The sequence below is a fragment of the Marinobacter sp. PE14 genome, assembly GCF_053566155.1.
The window spans coordinates 118,248-144,690 of sequence record NZ_JBQXNY010000003.1; the positions used below are offsets into that span (position 1 = coordinate 118,248).

The 26,443-nt window shown below is 58.1% G+C and carries 26 protein-coding genes; 15 read left to right on the forward strand and 11 right to left on the reverse strand.

The genetic code is table 11. The features are described from left to right. Window positions 1–3: 3 nt before the first annotated feature. Window positions 4–750, forward strand: a complete 747-nt coding sequence (locus tag ACWJ62_RS11220) for a HesA/MoeB/ThiF family protein (RefSeq protein WP_449286272.1) — start codon at window positions 4–6, stop codon at window positions 748–750. A gap of 184 nt (window positions 751–934) precedes the next feature. Here ACWJ62_RS11220 and phrB read toward each other — a convergent pair whose 3' ends face one another. Continuing rightward, complete coding sequence (gene phrB, locus ACWJ62_RS11225; RefSeq protein WP_449286273.1) at window positions 935–2,338, reverse strand: deoxyribodipyrimidine photo-lyase; 1,404 nt, start codon at window positions 2,336–2,338, stop codon at window positions 935–937. Between the two features lie 165 nt (window positions 2,339–2,503). Here phrB and ACWJ62_RS11230 point away from each other — a divergent pair, with 165 nt between their 5' ends. From ACWJ62_RS11230 to ACWJ62_RS11280, 11 genes are all read left to right on the forward strand, one after another. Then, window positions 2,504–3,313, forward strand: coding sequence for a hypothetical protein (locus ACWJ62_RS11230; RefSeq protein WP_449286274.1), 810 nt, complete (start codon window positions 2,504–2,506; stop codon window positions 3,311–3,313). A 51-nt stretch (window positions 3,314–3,364) separates the two neighbouring features. Continuing rightward, on the forward strand, window positions 3,365–4,225 hold the full coding sequence (locus ACWJ62_RS11235) for a mechanosensitive ion channel family protein (protein WP_449286647.1): 861 nt from the start codon (window positions 3,365–3,367) through the stop codon (window positions 4,223–4,225). Then, on the forward strand, window positions 4,206–4,703 hold the full coding sequence (locus ACWJ62_RS11240) for an ATP-dependent zinc protease family protein (protein ID WP_449286275.1): 498 nt from the start codon (window positions 4,206–4,208) through the stop codon (window positions 4,701–4,703). The genes ACWJ62_RS11235 and ACWJ62_RS11240 overlap by 20 nt, the downstream gene beginning before the upstream one ends. Continuing rightward, window positions 4,700–5,605, forward strand: a complete 906-nt coding sequence (gene rimK / locus ACWJ62_RS11245; RefSeq protein WP_148608113.1) for a 30S ribosomal protein S6--L-glutamate ligase — start codon at window positions 4,700–4,702, stop codon at window positions 5,603–5,605. Before ACWJ62_RS11240 ends, rimK begins: the two co-directional genes overlap by 4 nt. Before the next feature lie 3 nt (window positions 5,606–5,608). Next, on the forward strand, window positions 5,609–6,673 hold the full coding sequence (locus tag ACWJ62_RS11250) for a succinylglutamate desuccinylase/aspartoacylase family protein (RefSeq protein ID WP_449286276.1): 1,065 nt from the start codon (window positions 5,609–5,611) through the stop codon (window positions 6,671–6,673). 14 nt (window positions 6,674–6,687) lie between these two features. Then, the gene (locus ACWJ62_RS11255) at window positions 6,688–7,113 is read left to right on the forward strand and encodes a secondary thiamine-phosphate synthase enzyme YjbQ (protein WP_008176325.1); all 426 of its coding nucleotides are present in this window, start codon (window positions 6,688–6,690) and stop codon (window positions 7,111–7,113) included. 224 nt (window positions 7,114–7,337) lie between these two features. Then, window positions 7,338–8,315: a TAXI family TRAP transporter solute-binding subunit gene (locus ACWJ62_RS11260; protein ID WP_449286277.1), complete on the forward strand. Its 978-nt coding sequence runs from the start codon at window positions 7,338–7,340 to the stop codon at window positions 8,313–8,315. Between the two features lie 90 nt (window positions 8,316–8,405). Continuing rightward, window positions 8,406–10,595: a TRAP transporter permease gene (locus tag ACWJ62_RS11265; protein ID WP_449286278.1), complete on the forward strand. Its 2,190-nt coding sequence runs from the start codon at window positions 8,406–8,408 to the stop codon at window positions 10,593–10,595. Window positions 10,596–10,711: 116 nt separating this feature from the next. Next, a complete protein-coding gene (locus ACWJ62_RS11270; RefSeq protein ID WP_449286279.1) occupies window positions 10,712–12,526 on the forward strand; it encodes a sensor histidine kinase in 1,815 nt (604 codons plus the stop codon). Further along, complete coding sequence (locus ACWJ62_RS11275) at window positions 12,523–13,875, forward strand: sigma-54-dependent transcriptional regulator (RefSeq protein ID WP_449286280.1); 1,353 nt, start codon at window positions 12,523–12,525, stop codon at window positions 13,873–13,875. The genes ACWJ62_RS11270 and ACWJ62_RS11275 overlap by 4 nt, the downstream gene beginning before the upstream one ends. Window positions 13,876–14,029: 154 nt before the next feature. After that, window positions 14,030–15,724, forward strand: a complete 1,695-nt coding sequence (locus tag ACWJ62_RS11280) for a methyl-accepting chemotaxis protein (RefSeq protein ID WP_449286281.1) — start codon at window positions 14,030–14,032, stop codon at window positions 15,722–15,724. A 73-nt stretch (window positions 15,725–15,797) separates the two neighbouring features. Here the strand turns inward: ACWJ62_RS11280 and ACWJ62_RS11285 are convergent, their stop codons facing one another. The 3 genes from ACWJ62_RS11285 to ACWJ62_RS11295 form a co-directional block, all read right to left on the reverse strand. Further along, window positions 15,798–17,183: a PhoH family protein gene (locus tag ACWJ62_RS11285; RefSeq protein ID WP_041644998.1), complete on the reverse strand. Its 1,386-nt coding sequence runs from the start codon at window positions 17,181–17,183 to the stop codon at window positions 15,798–15,800. A 24-nt stretch (window positions 17,184–17,207) separates the two neighbouring features. Then, the gene (locus ACWJ62_RS11290; protein ID WP_449286282.1) at window positions 17,208–17,699 is read right to left on the reverse strand and encodes a CBS domain-containing protein; all 492 of its coding nucleotides are present in this window, start codon (window positions 17,697–17,699) and stop codon (window positions 17,208–17,210) included. An 82-nt stretch (window positions 17,700–17,781) separates the two neighbouring features. Continuing rightward, window positions 17,782–18,516, reverse strand: coding sequence for an START domain-containing protein (locus ACWJ62_RS11295; protein WP_449286283.1), 735 nt, complete (start codon window positions 18,514–18,516; stop codon window positions 17,782–17,784). Window positions 18,517–18,653: 137 nt separating this feature from the next. Here ACWJ62_RS11295 and ACWJ62_RS11300 point away from each other — a divergent pair, with 137 nt between their 5' ends. Next, the gene (locus ACWJ62_RS11300; RefSeq protein ID WP_449286284.1) at window positions 18,654–19,661 is read left to right on the forward strand and encodes a DUF2804 domain-containing protein; all 1,008 of its coding nucleotides are present in this window, start codon (window positions 18,654–18,656) and stop codon (window positions 19,659–19,661) included. Window positions 19,662–19,702: 41 nt separating this feature from the next. Here ACWJ62_RS11300 and minE read toward each other — a convergent pair whose 3' ends face one another. From minE to ACWJ62_RS11325, 5 genes are all read right to left on the reverse strand, one after another. Further along, complete coding sequence (gene minE, locus ACWJ62_RS11305) at window positions 19,703–19,954, reverse strand: cell division topological specificity factor MinE (RefSeq protein ID WP_008176301.1); 252 nt, start codon at window positions 19,952–19,954, stop codon at window positions 19,703–19,705. A gap of 3 nt (window positions 19,955–19,957) precedes the next feature. After that, window positions 19,958–20,770: a septum site-determining protein MinD gene (gene minD, locus ACWJ62_RS11310; protein ID WP_449286285.1), complete on the reverse strand. Its 813-nt coding sequence runs from the start codon at window positions 20,768–20,770 to the stop codon at window positions 19,958–19,960. 77 nt (window positions 20,771–20,847) lie between these two features. Next, on the reverse strand, window positions 20,848–21,609 hold the full coding sequence (gene minC, locus ACWJ62_RS11315; protein ID WP_449286286.1) for a septum site-determining protein MinC: 762 nt from the start codon (window positions 21,607–21,609) through the stop codon (window positions 20,848–20,850). Then, window positions 21,606–21,995 (reverse strand): HopJ type III effector protein, encoded by a 390-nt coding sequence (locus ACWJ62_RS11320; protein WP_449286287.1) that lies wholly within the window; start codon window positions 21,993–21,995, stop codon window positions 21,606–21,608. Before ACWJ62_RS11320 ends, minC begins: the two co-directional genes overlap by 4 nt. Next, the gene (locus tag ACWJ62_RS11325) at window positions 21,995–22,273 is read right to left on the reverse strand and encodes a DUF1244 domain-containing protein (protein WP_449286288.1); all 279 of its coding nucleotides are present in this window, start codon (window positions 22,271–22,273) and stop codon (window positions 21,995–21,997) included. Before ACWJ62_RS11325 ends, ACWJ62_RS11320 begins: the two co-directional genes overlap by 1 nt. Before the next feature lie 115 nt (window positions 22,274–22,388). On the opposite strand from ACWJ62_RS11325, the gene dinB reads away from it, so the two are divergent. Beyond that, complete coding sequence (gene dinB / locus ACWJ62_RS11330; RefSeq protein WP_449286289.1) at window positions 22,389–23,453, forward strand: DNA polymerase IV; 1,065 nt, start codon at window positions 22,389–22,391, stop codon at window positions 23,451–23,453. Here the strand turns inward: dinB and ACWJ62_RS11335 are convergent. Continuing rightward, window positions 23,450–23,998: a phosphatase PAP2 family protein gene (locus ACWJ62_RS11335; RefSeq protein ID WP_449286290.1), complete on the reverse strand. Its 549-nt coding sequence runs from the start codon at window positions 23,996–23,998 to the stop codon at window positions 23,450–23,452. The genes dinB and ACWJ62_RS11335 overlap by 4 nt on opposite strands. After that, window positions 23,964–25,172, reverse strand: a complete 1,209-nt coding sequence (locus tag ACWJ62_RS11340) for a glycosyltransferase family 4 protein (protein WP_449286648.1) — start codon at window positions 25,170–25,172, stop codon at window positions 23,964–23,966. Before ACWJ62_RS11340 ends, ACWJ62_RS11335 begins: the two co-directional genes overlap by 35 nt. A 126-nt stretch (window positions 25,173–25,298) precedes the next feature. Between ACWJ62_RS11340 and ACWJ62_RS11345 the strand changes: the two genes are divergently transcribed. Next, the gene (locus ACWJ62_RS11345; RefSeq protein WP_449286291.1) at window positions 25,299–26,336 is read left to right on the forward strand and encodes an NADP(H)-dependent aldo-keto reductase; all 1,038 of its coding nucleotides are present in this window, start codon (window positions 25,299–25,301) and stop codon (window positions 26,334–26,336) included. Window positions 26,337–26,443 lie beyond the last annotated feature (107 nt).

Consider the following 26,443-nt stretch of genomic DNA (forward strand, 5'->3'; position numbering starts at 1 on the left):
CAAATGCTCAGTGACGACGAATTATTGCGCTACAGCCGGCAGATCCTGATGCCGCGGTTCGATATTTCCGGCCAGGAAAAACTGCAGTCGGCCAGGGTTCTGGTGATCGGTGCCGGCGGCCTTGGGTGTCCTGTAGCACTCTATCTTGGCGCCGCAGGTGTCGGAACCCTGATCCTGGTGGATGACGATAATATCGAACTGGCCAACCTTCAGCGCCAGATCGGTTTCGAAACCTCGCAGCTGGGTGAATCGAAAGCGGAAAGTCTTGCCGATCGGATTCGTCGGATCAACCCGCTGGTGTCCGTTACCGCCCTGAATCAGCGCCTCGAAGGTGAGGCCCTGGCGCGGACGGTCGCGGAGGCAACCCTGGTGGTGGATTGCACGGATAACTTCAACACCCGGTTTGCGCTGAACCGTGCCTGTGTGGCGTCGAGAGTTCCGCTGGTGTCCGGTGCGGCTATTCGGGGCGAGGGTCAGGTTTCGGTTTACGATAGTCGGCGCGAAGAAAGCCCCTGTTACCACTGTCTTTACCCAGAGCAGGGCAATGAGGATCTGACCTGTTCAGAGGCGGGGGTAATTGCGCCACTGGTAGGGATGATTGGGGCGACTCAGGCGATGGAAGCTATCAAGGTGGTTTCCGGAGTGGGGACGCCGCTGGTTGGGCGGTTGTTAATTCTCGATGCCTGGGAAATGCAGTGGCGGGAGATGAAGCTGGCTCGGGATCCTGATTGCCCGGTCTGTTCTGGTTAACTTCGGTGCCTGCGGGCTTGGGAGCGTTCGGGCTGCAGCGCCGGGGATGGCCTTCCCAAAACACGCTCCTTGCGGCACATCCCTGTGACGCTTGGGCTCCGCCATCCATGGCTCCGCACAGTTTTGGGAAGGCCATCCCCGGCGCTGCGTCAGAGCCTTGGAGTAGCCCGCCTCGTTGTTTACCTCAGTTTTTCAATTCCTGAAACTTTGCGATCGCTTCTTTCCTGCTTTCTTTAAGATCAACGATCTGCCTCGGATACCCCTTCGGAATAACACCACCTTTCGCACCCGGATCGTGAATCCGTTTGCTATCCAGTTTCGCTAGCTCCGGTACCCACTCACGGATGAAATCCCCATCGGGATCGAATCGCTCGCTCTGGGTAACCGGGTTGAAAACCCGGAAGTAGGGGGCGGCGTCGGTGCCGGTGGAGGCGCTCCATTGCCAGCCGCCGTTGTTGGAGGCCAGGAAGCCGTCGATCAGTTTTGACATGAAGTAGGCCTCACCCAGGCGCCAGTCGATGAACAGGTTTTTAGTGAGGTACATGGCGGTGATCATGCGCAGGCGGTTGTGCATCCAGCCGGTCTGGTTGAGTTGGCGCATGGCGGCGTCGACGATGGGAACGCCGGTTTTGCCGGTTTTCCAGGCTTCGAACCTGTCGCCCGGGGTGTTCCACTCCAGAGCTTCGGTTTCCGGTTTGAAAGCGCGGTGCATGCTGACCCGGGGGTAGTGGTACAGGATGTTGATGTAGAAATCCCGCCAGGCGATTTCGGTGATCCAGGTTCCCAGGCCTTCCTGGTTGCCGCCGGCGCCCTGCGCCTGTCGGCCGGCTATCAGGCATTGCCGGCCAGATAGAACACCGTTGGCGAGGTAAGGGGATATCTGGCTGGTGCCATCGATGGCGGGGAAGTCACGCTTTTCCTTGTACGCACCGCCGCGTTTTTCAAGGAAGCGCTCGAGCTGGTCTTGGGCGGCATCTTCACCGGTTGCAACGAGGGGCTCGGGGGCGTCTCGAAAGGCTCCGGGTATGGTGTCAATCTGTTCCGGGCTTACGGCGTTACCCCTGGCTTTGGGCGTTGGAAAAAGACCCGGATGGGTTTCTTCTATCCAGCTGCGCCAGCGTCTGGAAAACGGTGTGAACACGGAGTAGGGGTCATTCTGTTGGGTGAGGATCTCGCCTACTGGTGCAACTGTCTGGTCGCGGTATTTGCGAACGGCAATGCCGAGTTCATCGAAGAGGTGTTTCACCGCCTTGTCGCGTTTGCGCTCGTTGACGCCATACTCCTCGTTGAAGTGCAGCGCTGTCACCTTGTTCTCTTCACAGTGGCTCTGGAGTTTGCCAATACTGTCTTCGAAGCGCTTTGCGTGAATAAAGGACAACGGTATGCCCAGTTTGGCTAGCTCTTCGGCCAGGGCGTTGGCGTGGGCGACGACGAATTGCACCCGGGCCGGCGACCAATCGTGTTCCTGCCATTGGTCCGGGGTGAGAATAAAACAGGCTCGCACCTCTTCGCTGCTTTCGCAGGAGGCCGTAAGGGCCGGGTTGTCGGCAACCCGGAGATCGTTTCGGAACCAGACCAGTTGTGTCATCCGTAATCCATAGTTGTCTGAGGGATTGATGTAAGTGTAATTACAGCCCGGTGCTTCAATAAAATCACCAACTTGGATATTCGCCCGGGCTGGCTGATTGGATTATAGTTAGGACACTTTTACAGCAATTCAGCCGGGCGATCCTGAAGGAGTTTTGTGGCGGGAATGGAGAACAACAGCGAAGGTCGCCGTGACGGCGTTTGGGCCGAGCCTTATTCACTGGCTTCGGGCCAGACCCAGTATCATCAACTGGGTCATATTCGTTTGTGGGTCACTCTGCTGGATCAGGAATGGCAGATTCGTTCCGAAACGCTGGAACTGGAAACGGATCCGGCCAGTTGGACAGAGACCATCGGCCACACCCTGCCTTCGGCTTCTGTGCCGCTGCAGCGTTTCATCCGGGAAAACCAGTCGTCCACAGTCACGTTTCTGCCCGCGCTCGCCAACCTGCCCACTGTGATTCGGCCTTTCCAACCACTGACGATACCTGCCGGCGGCCGGTGCACGATCTATGTGGGAACCCTGGTCTGGATGAAGGTCTGTGTGGGGGACAAGAAGACCGTGCTGACGGAAATCCCACTGGCATCGCCTTCGATGACCTGGGTGGGCAGAAATACCATGGAGGGCGAGCTTTGTTATACCTCTCACAGTTTTGCCAGATTGGTGCTTGAGGCTGTGCCAAAGCGTCCGTGGCGAGCGGTTACGCCGGTGACCCTGATCAACCAACGGGAACAGCCCCTGCTGCTAGAGCGGTTCAGCCTGCCAACGCCGTTGCTGTCATTGCACCAGAACGATCGGGGCCAGCTCTGGACGCCGGGGGTAACGGTTGAAGTTGAGACCGACATGAATTCGGCGAGCCTGCATGTGGAACAGTCGTTGCTGGCGGCAGCTGGCAACTGCCGGCCTGTGGCGGATGCTCGTGAAAAAATGGCCCGCGGCCGGCTTGTTCGGGCGTTTGACCGGATGTTTGGCTGAAACGGATCTGACGGAGTCGACGCTTTGCTGGAAACAATACAAACAGGCGTAATGAAGTTCTTTACCGATATTGCCTGGGGGCAGTGGATCAGTTCCGCCTTTCTTGTGGTGCTGGGGCTATTTCTCGGGTCTCTGGCGGCCCGCAGTGTCGGCCGCTTCATGGCGCAGCGCACTTCACGCCATCATACCGTCATGGTTCGGCGGCTGGTGTTTTACGTCATCGTGGTGCTGTTTTTTGTGGCGGCCTTGCGGGAGGCCGGGTTCTCTCTGGATGTGGTGCTCGGCGCCGCCGGTATCCTCACCGTTGCCATCGGTTTTGCCTCTCAGACCTCGGCATCGAACATGATCAGCGGCCTTTTTCTGCTGGTGGAAAAACCTTTTGAAATCGGTGACTTCATTGAGGTAGACGCGACCATTGGGGAAGTCGTTGGCATTGATATGCTGAGCGTGAAGTTACGCACGCCGGACAACCTTTACGTGCGGATTCCCAATGAAACTCTGATCAAGACCCGGGTGGTCAACCGTTCCCGGTTTCCGATACGCCGGCTCGACCTGACGGTGGGGATTGCCTACGCTGAAGATGTAGAGCGCGTAGAGAGCCTGCTGCTGGATCTGGCAGAAAAGAATGCGGTGTGTCTCGAAGAGCCCAAGCCGTTTACGCTGGTAACAGCGTTTGGCCCGTCCTCTGTGGATTTGCAATTCTCGTACTGGGTGCCCAAGGAGAAAGTGCTCGAGGGGCGCAGCGGCATGATGGTCGCGATCAAGAAAACCCTGGATCGGGAAGGCATTGAAATTCCGTTCCCCCACACCAGCGTTTATGCGGGTAGCCATTCAGAGCCGTTCCGTGTTCAGCTATTGGGGCCGGAACAAATCACTGAAAAGGATCTCCCGGATGTCGACAAAGACAGCTGAAATTATCAAAACCATCCCCCCGACCCCCGCCGACAACAAGATGAGTCTCGGCTGGCGTGAATGGGTGGCGCTGCCGGACCTGGACATAAGCCGTATCAAGGCGAAAATCGATACCGGAGCCAGAACTTCCTGTCTCCACACGTTCCGTACGGAACCCTACACGGAAAACGGTGAACGGCGCGTGCGCTTCTGGGTTCATCCGGTGCAGAACGATCTTCACCAGGTGGTGGAGTGTGATGCCAGGGTGCTGGATGAGCGGAACGTGTCTGATTCCGGCGGTCACAAGGAAATGCGCCTGGTCATCGAGACCACGCTACTGATTGGCGGCCAGAAATGGCCCATTGAAATGACATTGACCAACCGAGATTCCATGCGGTTCCGGATGCTGCTGGGCCGTACCGCTATGTCAGGACGCTCAGTAATCTATCCCGAAGCTTCCTATCTTGCCGGTAAGCCGGCCCTAAGGACTGAAAAATGAAGATTGCGATATTGTCGCGAAACCGTCACCTCTATTCGACCCGCCGTCTGGTGGAGGAGGGCATCAATCGGGGCCACGAAGTAAAGGTAATCGACTGCCTTCACTGCTCCATGAACATCACCTCCGCCAATCCGCAGATTCATTACCACGAAGAAGTGCTTGAAGATTTTGATGTGGTGGTCCCCCGAATCGGTGCGTCGGTCACCTTCTACGGTACGGCGGTATTGCGTCAGTTCGAGATGATGGGGGTGTTCCCCGTCAATGAATCCGTTGCGATTACCCGCTCCAGGGACAAGTTACGCTCCCTGCAGTTGCTGGCCCGAAAAGGCGTCGGGATGCCTGTGACCGGTTTTGCCAACAAGCCGGACAATGTGCCGGAATTGTTGCAAATGGTGGGCGGCGCACCGGTGGTGATCAAGCTGCTTCAGGGCACCCAGGGTATTGGTGTGGTGCTGGCGGAAACCCGCAAGGCTGCGGAGAGCGTGATCGAGGCCTTTATGGGTCTGAAAGCCGACATTCTGGTGCAGGAATTTATCAAGGAAGCCGGCGGCGCCGACATCCGTTGTTTCGTGATTGGCGACAAGGTGATTGCCGCCATGAAACGTCAGGGTGCCGAAGGCGAGTTTCGGTCCAACCTCCATCGGGGAGGCAGTGCCTCTCTGGTGCGGATAACTCCTGAAGAGCGGCGTACTGCCATTACTGCCGCCAAGTCCATGGGGCTGAACGTAGCCGGCGTCGATCTGTTGCGCTCCAGCCGTGGGCCACTGGTGATGGAGGTGAATTCATCCCCGGGTCTTGAGGGCATTGAGAATGCTACGGGCAAAAATGTTGCGGGCATGATCATCAACTGGACCGAGAAAAATCAGAAGCCCTGGAAAACCCGGACCAAGGGGAGAGGCTAGAGCATGGCCCGCGCTCCTTTTGAAATTGCCGGCACTCAGGTAAAGGCCGGCACCAGGCAAACCGTGGAGGTTCCGGTTGCCAAGCTCTACACCCACACTCCGTTGCATATTCCCGTTGAGGTTGTGCACGGCCGCAGAAATGGCCCGGTATTAATGGTGTGTGGTGCCATTCATGGCGACGAGATCAACGGCGTTGAGATCGTGCGTCGGGTGCTCACCAATTCGGCCCTGAGGCACCTTCGGGGTACGTTGGTTGCGGTGCCGATCGTCAATATTTTCGGGTTCGTGCAGCGCACCCGATACCTGCCGGACCGGCGGGATCTGAACCGCTGTTTCCCCGGCAGTGAAAGCGGCTCCCTGGGCGGGCGCATTGCCTACCTGCTGCGCACGCAGATCATGGAGCGGGTGACTCACATCATTGATTTGCACACCGGGGCGATTCATCGATTCAACCTCCCGCAAATCCGTGCGGAGCTGAAAAACCCGGAAACCGTGCGTATGGCCGAGGCCTTTGGTGCTCCGATCATAATCAATGCGGGGCTTCGAGAAGGAAGCCTCCGGGCCTATGCAGATTCACAGGACATTCCGGTGATCACGTTCGAGGGCGGAGAGGCTCTGCGCTTCGATGACGTGGTGATTGGCAGTGGTGTGAAAGGGGTCATCCGGGTGATGCGCGAACTCGAAATGATCCCGGCGAAAAAAGGGCCCAAGGCACCCAGAAAACGGTCTGAAACCGCAGCCAACTCCCAATGGGTGCGGGCGGATATCGACGGGATCATGCGGCCTGTTGCCCGGCTGGGCCAGAAGGTTCGCAAAGGCCAGAGGCTGGCCATGGTGGCGGACCCCTTCGGCGAATCGGAAACCGCGGTGGTGTCACCCTGCTCGGGTATCGTTATCTGCGTGAACAACCTGCCGCTGGTGAACGAGGGCGAGGCAATCTACCACGTTGCCCGGTTTGACGAACTTAGCGAGGCGGAAAAAGCCATGGATTATTTCCGCAGCAGCTACGAGGGCGATGTCGGCGACGATGTGGTTCCCGTGCACCCCTGGGATGACCGGCAGAAATAATCGAGAGGGCTGTCATGATCTGGGATCAGTCGTTTATCGAGTTGGCGCCGCTGCCACGGGGTTTTCATCTGGTCACCAATGAAATCCTTGCCCAGGCGCCGGACCTGACCAACTGCGAAGTCGGTTTGCTGCACCTGTTCATCCAGCATACCTCCGCTTCCCTGGCGGTGAACGAGAACGCTGATCCGGATGTGCGGGGCGACCTGGAACGCCATTTCAACGTCATGGTGCCGGAGAATGCGCCGCACTATGAGCACGTTATGGAAGGGCCTGACGACATGCCGGCTCATATCAAAAGCATCCTGATCGGCCCCTCGCTGACCCTCCCGGTCAGCCATGGTCGCCTGGCGCTGGGAACCTGGCAGGGACTTTATCTCTGCGAGCACCGGGATCGAGCCGGTAGTCGTCGTATTGTGGCGACTCTTCAGGGCCGCTGGTAGCCAGAACCCGATACGCCCTACGTGTCGGGATTCACCCATCCGCTCTTTCCGATGGGTGGTTATCCACCCATTTTCCAGGGCCTGACCTTGCTCTGATTTTAGTAAGGCCCTGTTTTTCCGAATTAATCGAGATCTGGTCTGCTCCTTGCTGATTGGGTTACCCACCGGAGCTGTTAGAGCTTCGTTGAGCACCCAACAAACAAAATGAATCGGGAGCATTCCTTATGAAAACCCAAGCCGTAATGGCGGTGGCCTTTGCCTCCACCTTCGCAGTCGCAACCCCCGCAACAGCCCAGGATCGTTCGGACTGGCCGAGCAACTTCACCGTTGGTACCGCCAGTCAGGGTGGAACCTATTTTGCGTATGGTTCCGGCTGGGCCAACTATGTCGCTGAAAACCTGGGCGTTTCCGGTGGTGCAGAGATCACCGGCGGTCCGGTTCAGAACATGGCGCTGGTGCACACTGGTGACCTGAAGTTTGGCCTGACCACCATGGGCCCGGCTCGGGAATCCATGGACGGTAACAGCCCGCTTGCGCCGGGCATGAAGATGGACAACGTCTGCGCCATGTTCCCGATGTACGAAACACCGTTCTCGGTAACCGCGCTCTCCAGCTCTGGCATTACTTCCATCGCCGATATCCCTGATGGCGCCACTATCGGTTTTGGCCCGGCGGGCTCCACTTCTGACACCTACTTCCCGCGCATGATGGAAACCCTGGGTGTGGACTTCGAACGCCGCAACGGCAGCTGGTCTGATCTGGGCGGTCAACTTCAGGACGGCCTGATTGATGTGGTTGCCTTCGCCGCCGGTATTCCCATTCCTGCGGTCAGCCAGTTGGAAGTGCAAACCGACGTAAATATCATCGGCATGAACGATGCCGAGGCAGAGACCATTATCAACAACTTCCCGGTATCCGAGTTCATCATTCCGGCGTCCACCTACCAGTCGCTGGACGCTCCGTCCCGCGTGGTATCCATGTGGAACTTCGCGATGGTCAACTGTGATGTGTCTGAAAGCTTCGTGTATGAAATCACCAAGCTGACCATGGAGAACAACGACAAGATGGTCTCCATTCACAAGGCGGCCAGCAACTCGGTGCCCGAGAACTACACGAAGAACAACGTCCTGCCCTGGCACCCGGGCGCTGCGCGTTGGTTCAACGAGAATGGTTACCCGATCGAAGACGGCCAGATCAAGTAACGGTGCTCGAGCGGGAGGCTGCCCGGCAGTCTCCCGCAAAGTATGGCCAGCCGAGTTCTGGCCCCGATTTGCCTGCAAGCAGGGTGTGTCATGACTACCGAACAAGATTCCAAAGACCTTCCGGACATTGAAGTGGGCGAGGACCATGTACTCGCGCACAACGTGGACGATGAACCGGTCGAAGCCAACCGCCGGCTGTTTGAAGGCGGCCTGCTGAAATTTGTCGCCCTGCTGGCGATTGCCTATTCAGCCTTTCACCTGTACTCCCTGAACATAGCGCCACTGGAAACCTGGTCGTTCCGGATTGTGCACATTGCCGGTGCCCTGGTGCTGGGTTTCGTGCTGTTTGCCGGCGCCCGATTTGTGTTATCGGAAGAGGGCGGCGCCCGCCACCGTTGGACAACCTGGATCAGCGCCGTCGCCATGCTGCCGGCTCTCTATGTGTTTTATCAGACGTTTTCGTTCTGGCAGATGGTTCAGAACGGTGCCATGCGGATTCCGGTCGAACTGGAAGTGTGGCACTTTGGCTGGCCGCTGCTGGCGGCCACCGGTGTCGGCATTGTCATGAGCTGGTTTCATCAGCGCGAGCGAACGGTATTCAGCGTACCCGATCTGGTATTGATCGTCTGTTCGCTGGCGGTCGCGGCCTATTTCCTGGTGGTCTATAACACGTCCATGCGGATGTCGACCGGCACCTCCTTCGCGCCGTTAGGTATCTCGTTCGCAGCGATTGCCGGCACGGCCCTGATCATGGAACTTACCCGGCGTGTGGCGGGGATGGCGCTGGTGATCATCGGCCTGGTGTTCTTGGCCTATGTTTTCGCCGGGCCCTATCTGCCCGGTTTCCTCGGGTACCCGGGGCTTTCGGTTCAGCGATTCTTCAGTCAGGTTTATACCGATGCCGGAATCCTTGGGCCGACCACTGCGGTGTCTTCGACCTACATTATTCTCTTCATTATCTTTGCCGCATTCCTGCAGGCCTCAAAGGTAGGCGACTATTTCGTCAACTTTGCCTTTGCTGCGGCCGGGCGCTCCCGAGGTGGCCCGGCCAAGGTCTCGATCTTCGCATCGGGCCTGATGGGTATGATCAACGGCACCAGTGCCGGCAATGTGGTATCCACCGGTTCGCTGACGATTCCGCTGATGAAGAAAGTGGGCTACAGCAAGCAGTCTGCCGGCGCTGTCGAGGCGGCCGCATCTACCGGTGGCCAGATCATGCCGCCGATCATGGGGGCCGGCGCCTTTATCATGGCGGAGATTACCGGCATTCCCTACACCGAGATTGCCATTGCCGCGATCATTCCGGCGATCCTGTATTTTGCCTCGGTCTACTTCATGGTGGATTTTGAAGCCGCGAAGACCGGCATGCGCGGTATGCGTGAAGATGAGCTGCCGAAGCTCAAAACCATGATGAAGCAGTGCTACCTGTTCGTGCCGATCATTATCCTGATCGTGGCCCTGTTCATGGGTTACTCGGTAATACGGGCCGGAACCCTGGCGACCGTTTCGGCCGCTGTGGTGAGCTGGTTGTCCCCCAACAAGATGGGCCTGAGGCATATCCTGCAGGCGTTGGAAATTGCCTCCTACATGGCGATCCAGATTATTGTGGTGTGCGCAGCGGCAGGGGTGATTGTTGGCGTTATCTCCCTGACAGGGGTCGGCGCGCGTTTCTCAGTGCTGCTGCTGGACGTTGCGGCCACGAGCCAGTTGCTGGCGCTGATCTTCGCAATGTTCATTTCCATTCTTCTGGGTATGGGGATGCCGACCACGGCGGCCTATGCGGTGGCTGCCTCGGTGGTCGCGCCCGGCCTGATCCAGTTGGGTATTGAACCGTTGACGGCGCACTTCTTCGTGTTCTACTTCGCTGTAGTCTCCGCGATCACACCACCGGTTGCGCTGGCCTCCTATGCCGCTGCAGGGATATCGGGCGCCAACGCCATGGAAACCTCTGTAGCCTCGTTCCGGATCGGCATTGCGGCATTCATCGTGCCCTTCATGTTCTTCTACAACGGCGCGCTGTTGATGGAAGCCGGCTGGTTCGAGATCGCAAGGGCACTGGTAACCGCAACCTTTGGCGTGTACATGCTCTCTGGCGGAGTACTGGGCTGGTTTGCGAGCATTTCCGCATCCTGGATAACCCGACTTCTTCTGATTGCGGCCGCGTTGCTGATGATCGAAGGTGGGCTATGGACAGACCTCACCGGTATTGCCCTGGCGGTTCTGGCGTTCGTCATCCAGAAGCAGCGTAAAACTCGCCTCGCCACAGCGGGAGCCCTGTAAAGGCGCCTTGCTGGCGGCGTCAGCACAACCGTGCCATGGAGCCATGGTGCGGTTGTTCTGCACCCGGCCTGGCTATACTCTAGCGGCTTTCCGCGGTTTTTCGGGAACCGGACCCTATGCCTTACCGTATTGGCGTTTTTCTCCTTTTTGTAGCGACCCTGGTGACTGCCTGGCTGCTCGGTGGCTGGGTTGGATACCGGCAGGTGGAGCAGGAGAGCCTGGAGGAGTCCTTCCGGTATCGCCAGTTGGTGGCCAACGAGCTGAACCGGTATCTCCCGGTACCCGAGCTGATGGCCGAGCATCCGGTGCTGCAGCGAGCGCTGCAGGCGCCTGACCGTCCCTCCGCCATTCTTTCGGCCAATGAACAGATGCAGCGAATGGCCACGATCGTTGGAAGTTCGGATGTCTACCTGATGGATACCCGCGGCCTGACGATTGCAGCCAACAATTACCTCCAACCAGACAGTTTCGTCGGGCGGAATTTCAATTTTCGACCGTATTTCTATGAGGCGATGGAATCGGGCGACTCGGCGATCTATTTCGCGCTTGGCCTGATGTCTGGTGTCCGGGGGCTGTATTTCTCGCATCCCGTTCGGGACGAGGGCGGCCAGATTATCGGGGTGGTCGCAGTGAAGGTTCTGGTCCATGAACTGGAATCCCAATGGGATCGCCCTGCTGGCCTGCGAGAGGCGGAGATGGTTGTGCTGGATCAGAATGGCATCAGTTTTCTCGCGAGCAGGCAGGACTGGCTCTACCGGAATTTCTCGGGGCTGGCGGATGCCGTGCCTGACGAGTATTCCCGCCGCCGCTATCCAGACCGTGATTTGACGCCAATGGCGCTGAAAACGTTGGGAACACCCTGGGGGCTCCTGGAGCAGTCAGCAACGGTCCGTATCCGGGAGAATGGCAAACCCTGGGAGTATCTGAGCGTGCGCACGCCTCTGCCACGTATGGACTGGACGCTTCAGGTTATGGTGAGCACTCGCTCGGTCGTCTGGACCCGGCTGGGTTTTGCGGTCGGTGGCGTGGCGCTGTTCTTTGGTGGCCTGCTTACCTGGCTGTATCTGCGCGAGCGTTACCGGCGCGAGGCAGAACTGGCGCTGCGGGGCGAGCAACTGGAGTGCAGCGTGGCCGAGCGGACCGCAGACCTGGAGAATTCCAACCGCAAACTGGTGGAGGAGATTCGAGAGCGTGAACGCACCCAAACCGAGCTGCGGGAAACCCAGCAGGAGTTGATCCAGGCTGCAAAACTGGCGGTGCTGGGCCAGATGTCCGCGGGTCTCAACCATGAAATGAACCAGCCCCTAACTGCCATTCAGACCTATGCCCGAAACAGCCGCCGCTTCCTTGAAAAAGGCGCCGGGGAGATGGTGGATGCTAATCTGTCAGAAATCATCCTCCTGTGTGACAAGATGGCGGAGCTTACCCGGCAGTTCAAAGTGTTTGCCCGAAAATCCGAGGGCCCGCCGGCGGTGGTGGATCTCCGGCAACCGATTGATGCATCGCTGAAAATCATCGTCGCCCAGCAATCGAGTTCAGAAATCGATATCCAGTGGCACCGTCCGGACGCGCCGGTGATGTGCCACGGCGACCTGATACGGATAGAGCAGGTTATGGTTAACCTGATGGCCAATGCGGTTCAGGCGGTAGAGGGCGGTGCACGGCCGGAAATCCGGATCGATATAGAAGAAACCGAGCATTGCTGGAAATGCCTGGTGCGCGACAACGGGCCGGGATTGCAGGGCGACACCGAACAGATCTTCGAGCCCTTTTTTACCACCAAATCGGTCAAGCAGGGCCTGGGCCTGGGGCTCTCCATATCGCGCCAGATTGTGGATGCGCTGGGTGGCAGCCTGACCGGTCGGAACCGCCGGGATGGATCAGGCGCGGAATTTGTCGTAACGCTCAAGAAGCGGGAGGCCATGGAATGACAGAACCTTCGGTAATCTTTGTGGACGACGATCCACACATCCGTCAGGCCATTGCCCAGACACTGACCCTGGAGGAGTTGCCGGTCAGCTGCTTCGGGGATGCGCCATCGGCGCTCGGGCATATCAATGTCGACTACGACGGCGTGGTTCTCTGCGATTACAACATGCCGGAGATGAACGGCCTGGAAATGCTGGACAGGCTCCGCACCATTGATGACACCATTCCTGTAATCATTCTTACCGGGCAGGGCGACATAAGCACGGCGGTAACGGCCATGCAGCAGGGCGCTTACGATTTTATCGAGAAGCCGTTTGATCATGATGAACTGATCGAGCTGCTACGCCATGCCCTGGAAAAACGGCATCTTGCCCTCGAGAACCGCCGACTGAAAGCACAGCTGCGCCACCTGGCCAGACCCGGTCCCCGGATGTTGGGGGATTCGCCGTTGATGCAAAAGGTCATGGCGACCATTGATCCGATCCTCGACATCTCGGCCAATATCCTTCTGCATGGGGAAACAGGGTCCGGGAAGGATGCGCTAGCCCGATACATTCATGAGAACAGTGGACGCAGCGCCCATAACTTTGTGGCGATCAACTGCGGCGCGGTTCCCGAGAACCTGATTGAAAGCGAGTTGTTTGGCCATGAGGCCGGAGCGTTCACCGGGGCTGAAAAACGCCGTATCGGCAAGATCGAGCACGCCCACAAGGGCACCCTGTTCCTGGATGAAGTTGAAAGTATGCCTATGCCTTTGCAGGTGAAACTCCTGCGGGTGCTGGAAGAGCAACGGGTCGAGCGTCTGGGTAGCAATCAGGTCCAGGAGGTGGATGTCCGGATCATCGCCGCCACCAAGGCTGATTTGAAAAAGCTCAGTGACGACAGCGAATTCCGGCCCGATCTCTATTACCGGCTGAATGTTGTCAAAGTTGCCATCCCGCCGCTGAGAGAGCGGAAAGAGGACATTCCCGTGCTGTTCCATCATTTCGTGCTGATTGCCGCGGCCCGTTACGATCGGGAGAGCATTCCGCTTGATGCCGGCCAGGCCGCCCGGCTGATGCAACATTCGTGGCCCGGCAACGTTCGCGAACTTCGGAACCTGGCTGAACGTTATGTGCTGCTGGGGCCTGCAGCGCTGGATGAGAACGAACCTGCGGATACCGCCAACGTGGCGGGCCGGCAGACGCTCGGCGAAATGATGGACGGCTTCGAGCGTTCCGCCATTATCAGCGCCCTGAATGCCAGCCATGGCAGCATCAAGGACACCATGGTCCAGCTAGGTATTGCCCGGAAAACCCTGTACGACAAGATGCGCAAGCATGGCTTGGACAAAGCCCAGTTCAAGGATTGAGGAGCAACAAAAATTTACCGGCATGGTTACAGGCTGGAAACAAACTACGCAGTATCATCAATGATATTGCCCCCGGTTTTTGCGTATTCTTTGCGGCTTTTTCCACGCCGGATTGCCCGGCGAATCGATCACTTAACCAAAAAGACTACCAGTCATGAAAAACCTGACCATCCAGACGCGGGTACTGTTGCTGGCCCTGGTGCCGGTTATTGTGCTCACGGCATTCCTGACCAGCTACAACCTGAACCAGGCCAGCGCTATTGGCGAAGAGGCCGTTGCCGGATTCTCTTCCGATATGGAAGAGAGTAAACGCCAGGAGCTGCAGAATTATCTGGCCGTTGCAAAGTCTTCCATCGAGCATCTTTACAATCAGCCGGGATCCGCAGACGATCCGGACGTGCGCGAGAAAGCCTGGGAGATCCTGCGACAGCTGCGCTTTAACGATTCGGGAAGCACCGGTTATTTCTTTGCGTACGACACCCGTGGTGTCAATGTGATGCACGGCGTCAACCAGTCTCTGGAAGGCAAAAACCTTTGGGACTTCCAGGATCCCAACGGAACCTTCCTGATTCGTGAGCTGGTAATGGCGGCGCGCAATGGCGGCGGTTATGTTCCTTATGGCTGGAAAAACAGCGAAACCGGACAAGTAGCACCCAAGCTGGGCTATGCGGAAATGCTGCCCAAGTGGGGCGTGATGATCGGCACCGGCTTCTGGATTGACGGCCTCGAGACCCAGGTAGCGGCGATGGAAAACCAGGTGGGGACTTCACTTGAGGACGCCGTGATCGGCTCAGTCAGCACCTCACTTGTCGCATTGGCGCTGATCGTCCTGCTTGCCCTGATTGTTGTCCGCAGCATCATTCGCCCCCTGAAATCGGCCGTGTCGGCAATGAACGACATCGCCAGCGGTGATGGCGACCTGACCCGTCGTCTTGACGTTTCGGGCAAAGATGAGCTTGGACAGTTGGCAACCGCCTTCAACAGTTTTGCCGACCAGGTGCATGGTTTGGTTGAGCGTGTGTTGTCATCCACCCGGACATTGAACGAGGCCACGGCTGATCTGAATCAGGTCATGAATGAAGCCGAGCAGGGCGTGGACCGGCAGAAGTCCGAGAGTGATCAGGTGGCAACGGCCATGAACGAGATGACTGCTGCGGCTCAGGAAGTTGCGAGTAACGCAAGTGAAGCATCCACGGCTGCTGACCACGCCAACGGGCAGGTCTGTGATGCCCAGGGCCTGGTACATCAGGCCACAGAGGTTATTGGCGGGCTCTCCGAGCAGGTGGGAGAAGGCGTTCGGGTTATTGAGCAGCTTGGCGCTGACTCTCGCCGGATCGACAGTGTCCTGGAGGTCATTCGCGAAATTGCTGATCAGACCAACCTGCTGGCCCTCAACGCGGCGATCGAAGCGGCCCGGGCCGGCGAGGCCGGTCGGGGCTTTGCCGTGGTGGCTGACGAGGTGCGAACGCTGGCTCGCCGGACCCAGCAGAGCACCCAGGAAATCCAGGATATGATTGAGCGGCTTCAGTCCGGGGCAGGGAATGCGGTCAAGGTGATTGGTTCCATCAATGAGCGCAGCGAAGCGACCGTGGAAGAAACCCGGCAGGTAAACGATGCGCTGCAGCGCATTGGTCAGGCTGTGGCAACAATCACGGACATGAATACACAGATTGCTAGCGCCGCCGAAGAGCAGACCAGCGTTTCCGAGACCATCAATCAGAACGTGCATGAGATCGTCGCGATTACCGAACAGACGGCGCAGGGAACTCGCCGGGCCGGAGATGCAACTCAACGACTGAAGAACCTGGCGTCCGAGATGTCAGAGCAGGTCAGTCGCTATCGGGTGTAGGCACATTTAAGTAGACGCGAAAGGGGCAGAACGCGGGTTCTGCCCCTTTTTGTTTTTTAAAAGCTCGCCTTAGTCAGAGATTGGCTTCGGCAAACTCTGCCAGCAGTGACCGGGGAACCCCCTGCAGGTGGATGTGGGCGCCATGTCGAAAGCGCTTGAATCGTTCGGTCATGTAGGTGAGGCCTGAGCTCAGGGCACTCAGATAGGGCGTATCGATCTGCGCAAGGTTGCCCAGACAGATCACTTTTGAGCCATTACCGGCTCGGGTAATGATGGTCTTGATCTGATGGGGCGTCAGGTTCTGTGATTCATCGATGATGATCAGGCTGTGCTGGAAGCTGCGGCCCCGGATGTAGTTCATGGATTTGAAGTGCAGGGGCACCTTGCTGAGGATGTAGTCGACGCTGGCGGTCATGTTCTCGTCATCCTCGTGGAGCGCTTCCAGGTTGTCGACGATGGCGCCCAGCCAGGGCTCCATTTTCTCGGCTTCAGTGCCGGGCAGGAACCCGATGTCCTCGTCGAGGCCCTGGGTGGAGCGGGTGGCAATAATTCGCTTGTAGAGCTTGCTGGCCACGGTCATCTCGATACACGCAGCCAGTGCCAGGATGGTTTTGCCCGAGCCTGCGGAGCCTGTGAGGTTGACCAGGTGGATGTCCGGGTCCAGAAGCAGATTCAGCGCCATTGCCTGATAGATGTCCCGGGGAACCAGACCCCAGACTTCCTCGTTCATTAGGTCATGTTGGTGCAGGTCCTTGATGATCAACTGGTCGTCGGAGAGGTCCACCACTTTGCCGACGAAGCCCATCTGGTCGATGACAAACTCATTGATGTTCAGCTTTGCCAGTTCGCCTTCCCGCTTCAGGATATGTTCGGTCGAACCCTCCCGCTGAACAGTCTCCACCTTCTCGATGGTGTCCCAGAAGGAGTTGGGGAATTCCCGGTAGCCCTTGGGCAGCAGATCAATATCGTCAAGCAACTGATCGTTGTGGTAATCCTGAGCCTCGACGCCGAAGCCCCTTGCCTTGAGGCGCATGTTGATGTCTTTCGACACAAGGATGATATCCCGGGATTTATGGCGGTTCTGGAGAGCGGCCAGGGTGTTGATGATCTTGTTGTCGTTCAGATGCTCTGGCAGCGAATGGTTGCCGCTGTCACCGGTGCTCATCAGGATCGAAAGAGTGCCCAGGGGTTCGGCCTTCTTGCCTCGCACGATGGGAACACCTTTCTCGATCACCTTCGGGCTGGCATCGCCCAGCAACTTGTCGATATTGCGGATGGCCTGACGGCAGTCAGCGGCCACGGCTTGTTTGCCGGATTTGAGGCTGTCGAGTTCTTCGAGGACTGTCATCGGGATGATGACATCGTGTTCTTCAAAGTTGAGGAGGGCGTTCGGGTCGTGGATCAGGACGTTGGTGTCGAGGACGTACATCTTTCGGCGAGCTTGCGGTGCTCTGGGCATAAGTGGCGCTACCTCTCTGGTGGCTCAGTCGTTATCGGCGCAGCGTTGCGTGAGTTCCTCATCCGAGATCACTTTCAGCATATCGTAAGTCGTTACGATGCCTGTAATTTTTGAATCATTGGTGACAAAGATCCGGTGCAGGTGCTCGCGCATCATGATGTTCGCAATGTCGCGCACCGGCGTCTTCTCGTCAACCGATAAAACGATGGGGGTCATGATGTCCCGGACTTCCACCGGCACCTTGCCCATTTCCTCAAAGATCACCATCCGAAGACGCCGGGCTTCCTCCCGCTCTTCCGGTGTCAGATGTCTGTCGGCATCGGAGCGCGTAGCGTTCCAACGGAATTCGGTAATGTCTTTAAGCGTGGCAATGCCGACAATTTCGCCGTCGTCATCGGTGACGGGGCTGCCGGTTATCTCGTTGTCGGTGAGGAAACGGGCCAACCGGTCCATGGTCCAGGATTGCGGGACGGCCTTGATGCTGGGTGTCATGATCTCGTAAGCGAGAACGGTCATTGATCTGGGCTGCCTTCTAGAGTCCTTTCGTAAAGCTTAGCGCGTGATACCCCGCGCGTCATCCCTTACTGTGGGCCGAGACTCAGGGTTTGTTCATGCGAAGGCCGGTCAGTTGGCCCTGCTCATCATAAACCAGTTGGTAACCCTGGTACTTTTTAGTGTTGGCAACGCGCTCCAGCGCTTCCATTGACCTCACGGGAATATCCACCAGCAGGGAATTCACCAGCCAGCCGGGTAGCGCCCCATTGGGGTCCGTGTGCTGGACCCACACCATCCGGGTGCTCTCCCCCTCTGGCCTGAACCGGTACAGGGTGTCTGAGCGATCGACTCTCACCCGGCTACTGTTTTCTGCACGTTGATCGGGCATGGCGTTCAGATCCATGACGATCTCACCGGAGGCCTGATCACCTCGTGTGCGTATGCGCAGGACATAGTCGCGGTCAGTAACCGGCCAGGGCATGTCATTCACGGAATAGGCAAAGCGATCGTGAAACCCGCCATCGCCGAAGGCATAGGATTCGGTGCAGTTGTGCACCCACTCGACACAGGAACCGGGGTTGGCCATAACAGCCATCAGGTTTTCGATAGGCGCATCGAGGACCGCCACTGCCTTGAATGCCTTGAAGCTGGAGCCTGGCTGCTCGATGGTATAGACCCGGATGTGATCGGCTTCCTTGCGCAGCGTCCACGCCTCGTTACTTTCACTGGGCAGTTCAGCCCGGGCGCTGGCGGCGACAGCAAACACCAGCAACGCGCAGACCAGCCCACTGATCACCGAGGCCCAGCCCGTAATGCCATGGGCTATGCTCTTTCTCATAGGGTACACTTCCTTGCAGATGGTGGGCCGAGTCTAGCATGGGGCTTTTGCTGGCATGGCCACGGAAACAGTGGATTGTGAACCAGGTAGCGACCTGTTGATTTGGTAACCGAAATTGGCCCGATCTGACGACGACTATGACCATTAAGAAACTTATCAACGGCAAAGGGCAGGTGATTCCGGGACTGCTGGATGAACCGGTAGAAGAGATCAACTACCTGGACTATGACCTGCGTACGGTGATGGACCGCCCACGTTCAAAGTTGGCAAGACGCTGGCGGTTCAACCAGTTCCAGTTTGTCAGTGCCATGGGCCCGGGTTGGGTGTTTGGTCTGGCGGTGGTGGATCTGAAACTGCTGGGCAGCGGATTCTTCTATCTCTATGACTTCGAGACTGGCCAGATGATGGAGCAATCGTTCCTTCAGCCATTGGCCAGACAAACCTGCATTGAGCCACGGCCAGAGCAAGGGGTGACAAGGTTCAACAAGGGCGAGGTTGCGGTGCGAATTGCGCCTTCCGCGGATGGCCGGACGATTACGGTATCGGCCCCCGGAGGCATCCGTATCGAACTGACTCTTTCAGAGGATCGGGATCCGCTCCGACTTGTATGCCCGGCCGGCTACAATGGCTGGGTGTTCACCCGCAAGTCGGCGGGCTTGCCGGTGGAAGGGGAAGTGCGCTGGGATCATCGTATCTGGCGCTGCGACGAGCAGACTCGCGGATCCATCGACTGGAGCTGTGGCTTCATGCGCCGGGAAACGGCCTGGAACTGGGCCTGCCTGGCCGGCCAGCTTTCGGATGGGCGGTCCCTGGGGTTGAACCTGGCCGCAGGGGTGAATGAGACGGGGATGACAGAAAATGCGCTCTGGCTGGATGGCTTCTGCCACAAAGTCGGGGCGGCACAGTTCCGTTTCGACCGCTACCAGCCAGGTGGCGATTGGCAGGTGACCACGGAGGATGGCCGGGTTGACCTACACTTCGTTCCTGCCGGTGTCCGCAAAGAGAAGCTGAATGCCTGGATACTGGCGTCCAACTTCCGGCAATACGTAGGTACTTTCAATGGAACGGTAAAGGACGAGACTGGCAGAAAAATTCCAGTCAGGGGCCTGCGGGGCCTGATGGAAGACCACTTTGCGCGGTGGTAAGAAATGGCCTGTCCCGCCCGGGACAGGCCAGATCAAACGGTTTATCGCTCCGGCAGCGTGACGTTCAGTTCCAGTACCGAGCAGCTCTCGTTGCGGTCTACTTCAACCTGAACCATGTCGTCACTGATTTGGACGTACTTGCGTATGACCTCAAGCAGCTCCTGCTGAAGCTGGGGCAGGTAATCTGGCTGATCACGCTGGCCCCGCTCGTGAGCCACGATAATCTGGAGTCGCTCTTTGGCCACGCTGGCGGTGTTCTTCTTTTTACCCTTGAAGTAATCGAGGAAACTCATCCCTTAGCCCCCCTTGAACATCCGTGAGAAGAAACCTTTCTTCTGGGACGTCATGAAACGGTGTTCCCGTTCCTCACCCAGCAGGCGTGCGACTGCGTCTTCATAGGCCTGGCCGGCATCGCTGTCCTCTTCGAGGATGACGGGCAAACCCTGGTTGGACGCATTCAGTACAATCTGGCTCTCGGGAATGACGCCCAGCAGCGGAATCGCGAGAATTTCCTCCACGTCCGCCACGGACAGCATCTCGCCCTTTTCGACCCGGGACGGGTTATAGCGGGTCAGGAGCAGGTGTTCCTTGACCGGATCCTGGCTCATTTCGGCGCGGCGTGATTTGCTTTGCAGAATGCCCAGGATGCGGTCGGAGTCCCGGACCGAGGACACTTCCGGGTTGGTGACCACCACGGCCTCGTCGGCGTAGTACAGGGCCATCATGGCACCATGTTCGATGCCCGCCGGAGAATCACAGACGATGTAGTCAAAGGTCTCGGACAGCTCGTTAATGACCTTTTCCACGCCCTCCTTGGTTAGAGCCTCTTTTTCCCGGGTTTGGGAAGCAGGAAGGATATAGAGGGTGTTGACCCGCTTATCGCGGATCAGGGCCTGGTTCAGGGAGGCTTCGCCCTGGATCACGTTTACGAAGTCGTACACCACGCGACGCTCGCAGTTCATGATCAGGTCCAGGTTGCGCAGGCCCACGTCAAAATCGATGACTACTGTCTTGTGGCCTCGCTTGGCAAGGCCGGTGCTGATCGAGGCGCTGGTGGTGGTTTTGCCAACGCCGCCCTTTCCTGAGGTAACGACAATAATTCTAGCCAAGGTTCTGTTCCTGTTTCTCGGTGGATTCGTCGTGTCTGCCGAATTATCCGGTCAAGTTATTGTGTTCAGCTCCAAAATCAGGCCTTGTCCAGTGGCGTTACCACCAGCAGGTCGTCCCTGAGCTGGATTTGCACAGCGCTCTTCCAGCCATTTTCCTGAAGATCCTCGGAGATTTTATAGTGTCCCGCGATGGACACAAGCTCCGCTTCCAGGGATTGACAGAAAACCCGTGCGGATTCTGCGCCATGGATGCCGGCCAGTGCCCGGCCCCGAAGCGGGCCGTAAACATGGATGTTGCCCGCTGCGAGTACTTCGGCACCGGCCTGCACCGGCGCCAGGATAACCAGGTCACCCTCCGGTGCGTGGATCTGTTGGCCGGAGCGGACCGGCTGGGAGATGATTTTGGCCGGAGGTGGGTCACCGGCAGCGCTTGTCGAGGCTGCAACAACTGCCGCTTCCGCTTCGTTCGCGGCCGCCTGTTCGGCTTCATGGGTGCGATCCCGCTGGCCGTTACCCGGCAGCAGTGCCAGTGCAGCGCCTCGGGCGAGCCGACGCTGGTCGTCGGTACCACCGCGAACGCCAATGACGTGGATGTTATTGCGCCGACAGGTACCGATGATCTTGAAGAAATCCAGTTCGCTGTCCAGCCCCTGGTATTTCTCAAGGCTGATGATCAGCGGAATATCCTTGAAGAACCCGGGGGCCTGGCTGATCTTGTCTCGCAGTACTTCTTCAAACTCGCTGTCATCAAAGTAGTAGAGCTCCAGGGCTGTCATGGACACGCTGGCGCTTTTTAGCTGAAAACCCTGTTTTACCCCGGAGGTGGCGGTATCGCTCATGAAGGAGTCTCTTCCCTGGTCATGTTATCGGTTGGGTTCGGGCGCTGCCGTAGTGGCATGCCTTCGAATCGGATGCCTGACCATCCTGTGCTGATAAACTGGCGGATGTTGCCGTGGCTCTCGCCGGTCGGATCGTCCAGTACCTGTTGGTAGTGCTCGGCAAACAGCTTGAGCGTGTCCACTTCGCTCAGATTGCAGTACTGGCCCAGGCCAAAGATCCGGCAGGAACCGGCGTTCTCGCCTTCTGCATTTACCAGCGGGCCGTTGCGGAAGCCGCAGGGCTGGTACTCGAAGTGCTGTTCAATCAGGTCCAGGGAATCTTTGAAACTGGCGTGGCCAGCGTCCAGGGATGCCAGGTGAATCCTTACGGCATCGTTGACGCTCATTATTCGTGTTCCTGCTTGGGGCCTGTCTGATAGAGCGCCTTCCAGTCCTCGTAAGGCATGCCGTAGATTTCCTCACGGGCCTGGGGGTCTGAAATCTCGAAACCCCGCTCATCCGCCTCTGCCCGATACCACTTGGACAGGCAGTTGCGGCAGAAACCCGCCAGGTTCATCAGGTCGATATTTTGAACATCGGTGTTTTCGCGCAGATGCCTCACCAGTTTACGGAAGGCTGCGGCTTCAATTTCGGTGCGTTCTGCTTCAGGAATCGGGTTGCTCATGATGGCCTCGCAATGGTTGATGCGCCGGTTGTTGGGGTTCCTGACATTCTCTGCATGTTAGCTTAAGATACAAGGCTGTATAAATGTACAGAAAGTCGACGCGAGCCCTCTAATTATGCCACAACGCAAGATCATCCATGTGGATTGTGACTGCTTCTACGCGGCCGTGGAGATGCGGGACGATCCCAGCCTTCGGGATGTGCCGCTGGCAGTGGGCGGTGATGGTGGACGGGGCGTGGTAACCACCTGTAATTACATGGCCCGGGCGTACGGTGTGCGGTCGGCGATGCCCGGCAGCGAAGCGCGACGGCTGTGCCCCGGACTGGTCACCGTGCCAACAGATATGGGCCGGTATCGGGCGGTCTCACAGCAGGTGATGGCCATCCTGCGGGAACTGACAGACCTGGTGGAACCGCTTTCCCTGGATGAGGCCTTTCTGGATGTCTCCGATGTAACCGATCACAAAGGCAGTGCCACCCTTATGGCTCGCCACCTTCGTGAGCGGGTGCGCCAGGAAGTGGGCATCACCATTTCTGCCGGCGTTGCACCCAACAAATTTCTCGCAAAGGTTGCCAGCGACTGGGAAAAGCCGGACGGGCTCTTTGTGATTCGCCCGGAGGACGTTGAGGACTTCGTGCAGGGATTGCCGGTAGAAAAACTGTTCGGAGTGGGGCAGGTGACTGCCTCGAAATTGCACGCACTCGGGGTGAAGACCTGCGGCGACATGCAGGCGCTTGGGGCGGATGTGTTGATCGAGCGCTTCGGCAAGCAGGGTTATCGTCTCCATGAGATGGCCCACGGTCGGGATGAGCGAACGGTGGTGGTATCGCGAATCGCCAAGTCGGTTAGCGTGGAACGAACCTTTTCCCAGGACTTGCCCGACATGGCCGCCTGCCAGACGGTCATGGCCTCACTGGTTGCGGATCTCAACCTTCGCCTGTCGCGCAAAGCCCGTCGAAAACCGATCCACAAACTCTTCATCAAGATTCGCTACAGTGATTTTTCAACCCATACCCTTGAGCGTGTTCGGGAGCAGGTCAAAGAGCCAGCTCTGGAAGACTATCTGCCACTGTTGGCTGAGCTGGTGACCAACCAGAAGCGGCCGGTGCGGCTGCTGGGTCTGGGAGTGCGTTTCCGCAATGATGATGCGCCGGTTACCCAGTTGCGTCTGTTCGATTAGAAGTGCAGCCAGCTCATAGCCGCGTAACCCATCAGGCCACCGATCAGGGCGCCGGCAGCGACATCGCTGGGGTAGTGCAGGCCGAGGACCACCCTCGATGCCGCCACACTCAACGTAAACGGAAGTACGATCAGCGCCAGCGCCGGTTCCGCCACGGTCAGCATGATCTGAAAGCAGGCAGCGTGCAGCGTGTGGCCGGACGGGAAGCTGTAGCGGTCCAGGGGCGGTGTGCCGCAGTTGATGGCGGGAAAGGATATAAATGGGCGTTCACGGATGAGCCAGCGCTTCAGTAACTTGTAGCTGAGGGTGCAGGTGAGGCCGGTTAACGCCATAAGCAGTGCCAGCCCTGGCCCGGATTCCGGGCGGAGAAAGGGTATGAACAGGATCAGTGCGTACCAGAACCAGCCGTCGCCGAGTCGGCTGACGAGTCGGAAATAGCCCAGGGCGGGTCGGAATTGAACAGCTCGGTTAATAGACTGGCAGAAAGCGACTTCCCGCTGGTCTGCCAGTTCAAAGAAGCGAGACGCTTTGCTTGTTGATGGCATGGTATCCGGCCTTTGCGGTTTGATTGAAAACCAGTTGTTCAAACTGTTCGATCTGCGAATTCCAGCTCTGTTCCAGGGCGTCCAGCCTTGCCTGGGCCCTGATCCGGTTCAGCAGGGTTGGTTGATCGGCCAGACGGAGTGCGCTGTCAACGAATGCCTCGTCCTGGTCCAGAGGCACCTTCATGCCGTTCTCTTCATGGCGTATGTGTTCGGCTGCTGCGGCGTCGTCAAAGCTGACGATGCCCAGTCCGCTGGCCATGGCCTCCAGCACCACGTTGCCGAAGGTGTCGGTTTTGCTCGGAAACAGGAACAGGTCGCCTGAGGCGAAATGGCGGGCCAGGTCGTCGCCCCGGCGGGTGCCGCAGAACACGTAATCGGGGTGGCGCTCAGCCAGCTGGCGCCGGAGTGGACCGTCGCCAACCAGTATGAATCTGGCCTGGGGGTGCAGACCGCGAATACGTTCGAAGCAGGCAACCGCCATCCGAAGGTTCTTTTCTGGTGCAAGCCGGCCGACATACAGAATGGCGCGGTCGTTGGCCTGCAAGCCCCAGGATTCCCGCAGTGCACTGTCTCGCTTGTGGGGCGTAAAGCGATGACAGTCCACGCCCCGACTCCAGAGGCCGGTCGCCGGAATACCCATGGCGCGGGTTGTCTGCTGCATTTTTCGGGTCGGCACCAGGGTGATGGCCGTGCGGTTGTGGAACCATCGACCATAGAGGCACAGCAACCTCTCCAGCATGCCGACGCCATAATAACGGCTGTAGCTGTGAAAGTTGGTGTGGAAGCCCGAGCTGACCGGAATGCCCACCTGACCTGCCGCTGTTGTCGCCGCGACACCCAATGGGCCCTGAGTGGCAACGTAGACGGCATCGGGCCGGTCAGTCGCCAAGAGCTTTTTCAGATGGCCGGTTCGGGCCAGGCCAAAGCGCAGGTCTGCGTACCCGGGTAGGGGTAGTCCGGTCACCACATGTTCACGGGTGAACAGGGCCTCGCCGGCGCTGGCGAAGTGGCCTTTGCGCTCATGTTGCTGTCGCGGCCGTATAACCGTCACCCGGTGCCCGCGCTGCATCAGCCCCTGGCAAAGGTGCCTGAGCGTATTTGCCACGCCATTGATTTCCGGCGGAAAAGTCTCCGAAACAATGGTAATGTGTTGTTGGCGCCGGTTGGCCTGCATGGTCTCGGTCACGGTGTTTCCTGTGCTTCCTTTGACATGCCCCTACTATGAAAAGCCGGCATGACAGTTGTGCGACACTCCCGTGACATTCCCTTTACCCGTTAACCGAACCGAATCGGAGACGATATGCAAACGCGAAAGCTTGGAAAGACCGATCTCGACGTTACCCTGATTTGCCTGGGCACTATGACCTGGGGGGAGCAGAACACCGAAAAGGAAGCATTTGAGCAGCTGGATTACGCAGTCGCCGAGGGTATCAACTTTATTGATGCCGCAGAGATGTACCCTGTGCCGCCCCGGGCGGAAACGCAGGGGCTGACCGAGACCTATCTGGGAAACTGGCTTGCCAGCAGGGGCAAACGCAACGACCTGGTAATTGCTTCGAAAGTGGCGGGGCCGGGCAACGGACTGAAGTACCTGCGCAATGGTCCGCGCCTGACCCGGGATCATATTATGGAAGCCTGCGACGCCAGCCTGAAACGCCTGCAGACCGACTACATTGATCTGTACCAGGTGCACTGGCCGGATCGCAGTACGAACTTTTTTGGCAAGCTCGGTTATGAGCACAACCCGCAAGAGTCTTTCACGCCAATCGAGGAAACACTTGAGGCGCTGAATGACCTGGTTCGGGCCGGAAAGGTCCGGCATATCGGACTGTCCAATGAGACGCCCTGGGGCACCATGGAGTATCTGCGTCTGTCCGGCGAGAAAGGCTGGCCGAGAGTGGCCAGTATCCAGAATCCCTACAACCTCCTGAATCGTTCATTTGAGGTGGGGATGGCGGAAATTGCCCACCGGGAACAGGCCGGTTTGCTCGCTTACTCACCGCTTGCCTTTGGCATGCTCTCCGGCAAATATCTGGGCGGCAAGTGGCCTGAAAAAGCCAGAATGACACTGTATGAGCGTTTCAGCCGCTACACCGGCAGTCGTGGCATGGATGCCACCCAGGCCTATGTCGAACTGGCTAGGCAGAACGGATTGTCTTCGGTCCAGATGGCGCTGGCTTACGTGAACAGCCGCAGCTTTGTGACCAGCAATATCATCGGAGCAACATCCATGGAGCAGCTGCGGGAAAACATAGGGTCCGCAAAGGTCACCCTGAGCCCCGAGGTACTGGAAGCGATAGAGGCCATTCACCAGGAATTCACCTACCCCTGTCCCTGAGCCCGCCGGCTTTGTTGGCTTGAACCCCCGGCTGAGAGGTGCTGGCCGGGGGTGCTGTTACAGTCTGAAATATCGGGGTTCATAAATTGACAAAAAGATGCTGATCT

What these genes read in the sequence shown, in the direction of transcription:
- ACWJ62_RS11220 (WP_449286272.1), top strand. Translation starts at nt 4, where the DNA reads ATGCTCAGTGACGACGAATTATTGCGCTACAGCCGGCAGATCCTGATG.
- phrB (WP_449286273.1), bottom strand. Translation starts at nt 2,338, where the DNA reads ATGACACAACTGGTCTGGTTCCGAAACGATCTCCGGGTTGCCGACAAC.
- ACWJ62_RS11230 (WP_449286274.1), top strand. Translation starts at nt 2,504, where the DNA reads ATGGAGAACAACAGCGAAGGTCGCCGTGACGGCGTTTGGGCCGAGCCT.
- ACWJ62_RS11235 (WP_449286647.1), top strand. Translation starts at nt 3,365, where the DNA reads ATGAAGTTCTTTACCGATATTGCCTGGGGGCAGTGGATCAGTTCCGCC.
- ACWJ62_RS11240 (WP_449286275.1), top strand. Translation starts at nt 4,206, where the DNA reads ATGTCGACAAAGACAGCTGAAATTATCAAAACCATCCCCCCGACCCCC.
- rimK (WP_148608113.1), top strand. Translation starts at nt 4,700, where the DNA reads ATGAAGATTGCGATATTGTCGCGAAACCGTCACCTCTATTCGACCCGC.
- ACWJ62_RS11250 (WP_449286276.1), top strand. Translation starts at nt 5,609, where the DNA reads ATGGCCCGCGCTCCTTTTGAAATTGCCGGCACTCAGGTAAAGGCCGGC.
- ACWJ62_RS11255 (WP_008176325.1), top strand. Translation starts at nt 6,688, where the DNA reads ATGATCTGGGATCAGTCGTTTATCGAGTTGGCGCCGCTGCCACGGGGT.
- ACWJ62_RS11260 (WP_449286277.1), top strand. Translation starts at nt 7,338, where the DNA reads ATGAAAACCCAAGCCGTAATGGCGGTGGCCTTTGCCTCCACCTTCGCA.
- ACWJ62_RS11265 (WP_449286278.1), top strand. Translation starts at nt 8,406, where the DNA reads ATGACTACCGAACAAGATTCCAAAGACCTTCCGGACATTGAAGTGGGC.
- ACWJ62_RS11270 (WP_449286279.1), top strand. Translation starts at nt 10,712, where the DNA reads ATGCCTTACCGTATTGGCGTTTTTCTCCTTTTTGTAGCGACCCTGGTG.
- ACWJ62_RS11275 (WP_449286280.1), top strand. Translation starts at nt 12,523, where the DNA reads ATGACAGAACCTTCGGTAATCTTTGTGGACGACGATCCACACATCCGT.
- ACWJ62_RS11280 (WP_449286281.1), top strand. Translation starts at nt 14,030, where the DNA reads ATGAAAAACCTGACCATCCAGACGCGGGTACTGTTGCTGGCCCTGGTG.
- ACWJ62_RS11285 (WP_041644998.1), bottom strand. Translation starts at nt 17,183, where the DNA reads ATGCCCAGAGCACCGCAAGCTCGCCGAAAGATGTACGTCCTCGACACC.
- ACWJ62_RS11290 (WP_449286282.1), bottom strand. Translation starts at nt 17,699, where the DNA reads ATGACCGTTCTCGCTTACGAGATCATGACACCCAGCATCAAGGCCGTC.
- ACWJ62_RS11295 (WP_449286283.1), bottom strand. Translation starts at nt 18,516, where the DNA reads ATGAGAAAGAGCATAGCCCATGGCATTACGGGCTGGGCCTCGGTGATC.
- ACWJ62_RS11300 (WP_449286284.1), top strand. Translation starts at nt 18,654, where the DNA reads ATGACCATTAAGAAACTTATCAACGGCAAAGGGCAGGTGATTCCGGGA.
- minE (WP_008176301.1), bottom strand. Translation starts at nt 19,954, where the DNA reads ATGAGTTTCCTCGATTACTTCAAGGGTAAAAAGAAGAACACCGCCAGC.
- minC (WP_449286286.1), bottom strand. Translation starts at nt 21,609, where the DNA reads ATGAGCGATACCGCCACCTCCGGGGTAAAACAGGGTTTTCAGCTAAAA.
- ACWJ62_RS11320 (WP_449286287.1), bottom strand. Translation starts at nt 21,995, where the DNA reads ATGAGCGTCAACGATGCCGTAAGGATTCACCTGGCATCCCTGGACGCT.
- ACWJ62_RS11325 (WP_449286288.1), bottom strand. Translation starts at nt 22,273, where the DNA reads ATGAGCAACCCGATTCCTGAAGCAGAACGCACCGAAATTGAAGCCGCA.
- dinB (WP_449286289.1), top strand. Translation starts at nt 22,389, where the DNA reads ATGCCACAACGCAAGATCATCCATGTGGATTGTGACTGCTTCTACGCG.
- ACWJ62_RS11335 (WP_449286290.1), bottom strand. Translation starts at nt 23,998, where the DNA reads ATGCCATCAACAAGCAAAGCGTCTCGCTTCTTTGAACTGGCAGACCAG.
- ACWJ62_RS11340 (WP_449286648.1), bottom strand. Translation starts at nt 25,172, where the DNA reads ATGCAGGCCAACCGGCGCCAACAACACATTACCATTGTTTCGGAGACT.
- ACWJ62_RS11345 (WP_449286291.1), top strand. Translation starts at nt 25,299, where the DNA reads ATGCAAACGCGAAAGCTTGGAAAGACCGATCTCGACGTTACCCTGATT.